At 65.7% G+C, this 7,576-nt stretch carries 1 protein-coding gene and 1 pseudogene; both read right to left on the minus strand.

The window, feature by feature from the left end; genetic code table 11:
- Positions 1-31 precede the first annotated feature (31 nt).
- Complete coding sequence (locus A5779_RS34945) at positions 32-316, minus strand: phosphopantetheine-binding protein (RefSeq protein WP_413784895.1); 285 nt, start codon at positions 314-316, stop codon at positions 32-34.
- Between the two features lie 59 nt (positions 317-375).
- A pseudogene (locus tag A5779_RS06250) lies at positions 376-7,576 on the minus strand (amino acid adenylation domain-containing protein); the annotation flags it as partial.

A 7,576-nucleotide genomic window follows, 5' to 3' on the forward strand; every position in this document is an offset into this window, starting at 1 on the left:
ACAGCCCCACCGGGGTGGGCGCGGCGATCGCTCACTGAGCGGGGGCGTTTTCCAGGTGCTGAGCCAAGCTCCGCACCGACGGGGCGCCGAGCAATGTGAGCACCGTCAATTCGACATCGAGAGCCGCGTTGATCGCCGCGACGGCACGCATCGCGGAAATCGAATCGCCGCCGGAAGCGAAGAACGACTCCTCCACTCCGATGCGGTCCACCCCCAGCACCTCGGCGTAGATGCTCGCGACGATCTGCTCGACCAACGTGGCCGGAGGGCAATAGGCACCATTGGTCTCGTCGGCCCCGGATGCCCGCAGCGGCATGGCCTCTGGCTGAGGGGAGACCGCCTTGCCACTCCAGCCGTGCAGCCGCCGTTGCCCGGAACCTTTCACGAGGTCCAACGCCGACAAGCGGCGCCCCGGATGGGCGGTCATCTCCACCAACACCTTCTTGAACCGCTCCATCAACGCGTCGATGGAGTCCGCGTCGAACACATCGGTGTCGTATTGGACGCGCAGTTCCAGCTCGCGGCCCGGCCCGGCCTGCACCGAGATCGGGTAGTGGTAGTAGTCGCGGCTGCTGAAACCGGTGATGGCCAACCCGTCGCCACCGGGTTGTGTTCCGGCGTCGGTCGGATAGTTCTCATAGACGAAGACTGTGTCGAACAGCCTGTCCTGGCCGGTGATGCGGTGGATGTCGCTGAGCGCCACATGCTGATGCTCAAGTGTGTCGTTGTGCGCACTCTGCAACTGATCCAGCAGATCGCCGGTAGTCGTGTCCGGTGTGAATGTGGCCCGCACCGGCACCGTGTTGATCAGCAGACCCACCATCGAATCCGCACCGTCGACTTCGGCGGGCCGACCCGAGACGACGGTGCCGAATGCCACATCGGACTGACCGGTCAGTGAGCTCAGCAGCATCGCCCAGGCACCCTGCAACACCACGTTGACCGTGGTGTGATGCGAACGTGCCAGCTTCGTGAGTGCCCGCGTGGTCTTCGCCGGTACCCGATACGAATCGACCCGACGTTCCCCGAACCGCAACTTCTGCGGCGGCCCAACGAGAATCGGGGTGTCGAACCCGGCCAGCACCTCACGCCACGCGGCGTGCGCGGCAGGACGATCGCGTTCGGCCAGCCACGTCATGAACCTGCGGTACGGCGACGCCGCGGGCAACCGCAGCCCGTGGTAGCCGGCGAAGATCTCCTGCATCAGAATCGGCATCGACCAGCCGTCCAACACGATGTGGTGATTGGTCAGGATGAAGCGGTGGCGGTTGCCCGAGATGCGGATGAGTGCGGCCCGGAAGGCGGGTTGGTTCCCGAGGTCGCACACCGCCGCACGCTCGGCCGCAAGGATCTCCTCGATCTCTGCATCGATGCCAATGCCGTTGGCGTCCAACTCGATATACCGCCAGGGCGTCACGGGGTCAGCGGGTATTGCCTGCACGGGCTGCTCGAATTGTGGACAGAAGCGGGCCGCCAGATGCGGATGCCGGCCGACCACGGTCTGCACGGCATCGTGGAGCTGGCTCACGTCGAGCGGGCCGCTCAGTGCGAGATCCAGCTGCACCGCATAGACGTCGTCTCCGGAGCTGCTGGCGACACCGGCGTGATACAGGAGTCCTTCCTGCAATGGCGTCAGTGGCAGCACATCGGAAATGGGAGAATCTCCGTGCAGCGCGTCGATCTGCTGCTGGCTCAGCCGAACCGGGGCGATGTCGGACGGGGTCAGCCCGCCTCCACCTCGCCTGACATGGGCGCAGATACCCGCCAGGGCGTCGAACCACAGGCGGCTGATCCGTGTGACAGCGGTGTGGTCGAGTGCCGACGGCGCAAATGTCCAGGTGGCGTTCAGATGTGGGCCGGTGTCGGTGTCGATCGTGACTGCGTTGAGCTCGACGGAGTGCGCCAGCGCAATGGGTATCGCCCCGGCGGCGCCGGTCATCGACAAGCCGTCCTGGCTGAACCGCCACACATCACCCGACGCGAATGCAGCCGGAGAACCGAGCCGCCCGAGGTAGTTGAACCCGATCACGGGATCCGATCCCGCCAGGTCCACGTCGGGGTTGAGATAGCGCAGCAGACCGTAGGTCAGCCCGTCGGGCAGCTCTCGAAGCTGCTCTTTGGCTTCTTTGATCACCGCACCGAGCGCGGCGTCACCGGCCACCACCTGCGTCCAACGCAGCCCGCCTCCACGGGCTCCGAAGCTCAATGACACCGGGTACTTGGTGGTGAACCATCCGACCGTGCGCGACAGGTCGACATCTCGATCATCGGCGCCGCCCAACCCGGCCAATTCCTCTTGGCGCCCATGACCTTCCACGTCGATGGCGACCGGCGCGCCGCCGGTCCCCAGGTACTGAGTCCAGGCGAGGGCAAAGGCGATCAACAGGATTTCCTGCACGCCGGCGTGAAATGCCGCGGGCACCTCGCCGAGCAGCATGCGCGTGGTCTCGACGTCCAGAAACTCCGTGAGGTACCCGGCGGTGGCGAACGTATCCTCCGCCGGCCGGGGTGCCGGCAACGGGGCCGGGACGGACGTCACCTGCCGCCACGCGTCCGCGTGGCCGACGACGTCCGGGTGCTGCGCATGCTCGGCAAGCAGGTCGGCCCAACCGGTGAACGACGTTCCGGCGGGCGGCAACAGCACCGGCTGCCCGCCGCGATGCTGGGTCCAGGCGATGTTGAGATCCTCCAGCACGATTCGCCATGACACCCCGTCGATGGCCAGATGGTGAACGACCAACGCCAGTTGGCTCGTGGTCGAACTCCACAACGCGCTCAACATCGCTCCGGCAGCAGGATTCAACCGCGACCGGGCCGCCGCCAGCGCGTCTTCCGTCAGCACGTCCACGGTGTGCAGGTAGTCGCGGGCATCCACCCCGTCCGCCTGCGGCACCGTGAGAGACCAACCGCCCGATCCGTCGTCCCCCGCCCGCAATCGGAGCATGCCGTGCCGATCGAGCAAGGCCTGCAACAGGACTACGACGTCGTCCTCGGCGGCACCCGTCGGGGCCTGCAGCACCACAGTCTGATTGAACTCATCGACCGGACCGTCAGGAGTTTCCAGGTCCTTCAACCACCGCATGATCGGGGTCGGCACGACCCGTCCGAGTCCCTCGTCGATCTCGCCGCCCGTGCCGCCGGCCATCCTGACCACCCGCGCCAACCGGGCGACGGTCTGCTGGACGAAGATGTCGCGCGGACGACCGGTCAGGCCGGCACCGTGCGCCCGCCAGATCACCTGCATGGCCGAAATACTGTCGCCACCAAGATCGAAGAACGAGTCGTCGACTCCGACCTGCTCCAGTCCGAGGACTTGCGCGAAGATGCCGGCCAAGATCTCCTCGAGTTCGGTGGCCGGGGCGCGGTAGTGGTCGACGTCTTGATATTCGGGTGCCGGCAGGGCGCGAGTGTCGAGCTTGCCGTTGACCGTCAAGGGCAACGCCTCGACAACGACGATCGCGGTGGGCACCATGTAGGGCGGCAACTTCTCGCCCAACGTGGCGCGCAGATCAGCGGGATCGCCGTCTCCGGTGATGTAACCGACCAGGCGCTTGTCGCCGGGACGGTCCTCCCTGGCGATCACCACCGCCTGCTCGACACCGCCCAAAGCCATCAGCGCCGACTGGATCTCACCCAACTCGATCCGGTAGCCACGAATCTTGACCTGCTCATCGGCGCGGCCCAGGTACTGCAGCTCTCCGTCCGATCGCCAACACACCAGATCGCCGGTGCGATACATCCGCTGTCCCGGCGCTCCGAACGGGCATGCCACGAACCTCGACGAGCTCAACCCGGCCCGGCCCACATATCCGGCGCCCAAACCGGCACCGGCCACATACAATTCCCCCACCACGCCGACCGGGACCGGCTGCAATGCGCGATCGAGCACGAAGAACGCAAGATGGTCCAGCGGCACACCGATCGGGCTGACACTGCCCTCGACATCGGTGGCGGTGATCTCACGGAACGAGGCGTGCACCGTCGTCTCGGTGATCCCGTACATGTTGATCAACCGCGGTAACACCGGATGGTCCTGCAACCACTCACCCAGCCGCGCAGGCTCGAGCGCCTCACCACCGAACACCACCAACTCGAGATGAAGTTCAGACTCCAACGCGGCGGAAAGCTCATCCGCGGTCTGCAAGGCATAGAACGCCGACGGCGTCTGGCTCAACACATTGACGCGTTCATCGACCAGCAACGCATGGAACTCTTCAGACGACCGCGCCACCGAATCGGACACCACCACCAATCGCCCACCGTGCAGCAGGGCCCCGAAGATCTCCCAGACCGAGAAGTCGAAAGCCAGCGAATGACTTTGTGACCACACCAGATCGGCCGACAGCTTCAGATCGGTATCCAGCGCCTCAAGCAGACGGATCACGTTGCGATGCGGGATCGCAACACCCTTCGGCACGCCGGTGGTGCCCGAGGTGTAGATCAGATAGGCGACGTCGTCAGGTGTGGGTCCACCAGGTGGTGCGCCACTGGGCCGGGAGGCGGTCGGAGCCTCGTCGACGGCGATCACCGGCAACCCGTGCGCGCTCAGTCGGCCGGCCAGATCGGTGGTGGTGACCACGGCAACCGGCGCGGAATCGGCGAGTACGAACTCCAACCGCGAGTCGGGCACCGCAGGATCGACAGGCACATAGGCCGCGCCGGTCTTGAGTACCGCGAAAATCGCGACGATCGACTCGATCGACCGGGTGAACAGTAACGCCACCCGATGCCCGGGACCCACCCCGTGCTCGACAAGCAGGTGCGCCAACCGATTTGCCGCCTGATCGAGCTCCCCGTAGGTGATCCGGCTCCCCTCGAAACTGACGGCCACCGCGCCAGGGTCGCGGGCCACCTGCGCCTCGAACAGTGCCGGAATGGACATCGGTGCAGGTGCCGGGCGGGTCAGCGTCGCCCGGTTGCCCACCTCGTCCAGTCGCTTCTGCTCGTCGGCATCGAGCACATCGATCGCGGACAAACGGCGGGTCTCGTCGGCGGCCATCGCCTCGAGCACCCGTTGTAGCCGATCGACCAACGCTTCGATGCTGTCGCCGTCGAACAGGTCGGTGCGGAACTCCACGGTCCCGGAAATTCCTGCCGCCTCACCGGTTTCGGTCCACCGCTCGGCCAGCGAGAAAGACAGATCCATCCGGGCGGTGTGGGTGTCCAGCGGTAGCTGAGTGACCTGCAGGTCCCCCAGCGCCACCCTCCCGCCGGAATCACCGGTCGCTCCGGGAACGTTCTGCCAGGCCAGCATCACCTGCACCAACGGGTGATGGGCCAGAGACCGGGACGGATTGAGCCGCTCGACGAGCACCTCGAAGGGCACATCCTGGTGCTCGAATGCACCGAGACTGCGCGCCCGTACCTGCGCCAGAAGGTCGGCAACGCTGGGATCTCCTGCGAGATCCACGCGCAGCACCAATGTGTTGACGAAGAACCCGATCAGCTCATCGAGGGCAGGGTCGCGACGTCCGGCGATCGGAAATCCCACCGCCACATCGGAACTCGAGCTGAGCTTCGAAAGCAGTACCGCCAGGGCAGCCTGCATGACCATGAACTTGGTCGCGTTGTGATCGCGGGCCAGGCGGGCCACCTGCTGCTGCAGAGCGGCAGGCCACTCCACATCGACTCGGTCGCCGTTCTGATCGGCGACCAAGGGATAGGGCCGGTCGGTCGGCAATGCCAAGCGCTCGGGCATCCCGGCCAGGTTGTCCGCCCAGAATCCCAATTGCTCAGAGATACGGCTGGCGCTGTCCTCCAGATCGCCGAGCTGCGCGCGCTGCCACAAGGTGTAATCCGCGTACTGGACCGGCAGGGGCTGCCAGCCGGGAGCCTGCCCCGCACACCGTCCGGCGTAGGCGACGCCCAGATCAGCCACCAGCGGAGTGATCGACCAACCGTCGGCGGCGATGTGGTGCACCACCGCCACCAGCACGTGCTCGTCGTCTGCCGTCTGAAACACCTTTGCCTGCAGGGGGATCTCGTTGGCGAGGTCGAAACTGTGCCGCGCCGCCTGCTCGATCCCCTCCTGCAACCGGTCGGCCGTCCAACCGACGGCATCGATGACTTCCCAGCCGAATTCCGTTTGGTCGGCGGGAACGATCAGCTGTTGAGGCGTGCCGTCTACCGTCGGGAACAACGTGCGCAGGCTCTCGTGGCGCTCTAATACGTCGGCGAACGCCGCACCGAGGGCATCGACATCGAGCGGACCGTTGAGGCGCAGCCCGGCCGCCAGGTTGTAAACCGGTGATGGCCCGTTCAATTGGTCGATGAACCACAGTCGGCTTTGCGCGAAGGACAGCGGCATCACCGCCGGCCGCTCGCCGGCCACCAAGGGCTGTTGTCGACCTTCGTCAGCACCGATACGAGGCGTCAATCGAGCGACCGTAGGAGCCTCGAATATGACCCGCTCATCCAGTCCGGCGTCCAGGGTCCGATTGAGCGCGGCGACCAATCGCATGGCCTGCAGCGAATCTCCCCCGAGATCGAAGAATGAGTCGTCCATGCCGACTCGGTCCAACCCGAGGACCTGGGCGTAGATTCCCGCCACGATCTCCTCGGTGGGCGTGGTCGGAGCGCGGTAATCGTCGATGTGCTGGAATTCGGGTGCAGGCAAAGCCTTTTTGTCGAGCTTGCCGTTGACGGTCAACGGGAACGCATCCAAGGCAACCACGGCCGTGGGCACCATGTAGGGCGGCAGCGTCTCCCCCAGCGCCACCCGCGCCACGGACGGGTCGGCGGAGCCGATCAGATAACCGACCAGCCGCTTGTCCCCGGGACGGTCCTCCCGGGCGATCACCACCGCCTGCTCGACACCCTCCAAAGCCATCAGCGCCGACTGGATCTCACCCAACTCGATCCGATAGCCACGAATCTTGACCTGCTCATCGGCACGTCCCAGATACTGCAGCTGTCCATCTGTGCCCCAGCGCACCAGATCGCCGGTGCGATACATCCGCCTAGCCTGTGCGCCCTCGCTGCCGAACGGGCAGGCCACAAATCGCGTCGAACTCAACGGAGCCCGGCCCACATAGCCATAACCCAAACCCGCACCGGCCACGTACAACTCGCCCACCACACCGGCAGCCACCGGGCGCAACCGGCCGTCCAGCACGAAAAACGCCAGATCCGCCAACGGTCCACCGATCGGCGAGATCGCATCTTCCAGATCGGCCGCGGTGATCTCACGGAACGAGGCGTGCACCGTCGTCTCGGTGATCCCGTACATGTTGATCAACCGGGGCGATTCCGGATGTACGGCCAACCACGCCCCGAGGCGGGACGGATCCAGCGCCTCTCCGCCGAACACCACCACTTCGAGGGCCGGCCGGTTCTCCGGCCGGTCCGTGTCCACGGCAGCCAACGCATAGAACGCCGACGGAGTCTGACTCAACACACTGACCCGCTCGGCGACCAACAAGGTATGGAACTCCTCGGCCGAACGGGTCACCGATTCGGGCACCACGACGAGCCGCGCACCGTGCAGCAGCGCACCGAAAATCTCCCACACCGAGAAGTCGAACGCCAACGAATGACACTGTGCCCATACCTGACCCGACGACAACGCCACATCACG

It is taken from the genome of Mycolicibacterium peregrinum (genome assembly GCF_001665625.1).
Taxonomy (GTDB): Bacteria; Actinomycetota; Actinomycetes; order Mycobacteriales; family Mycobacteriaceae; genus Mycobacterium; species Mycobacterium peregrinum_B.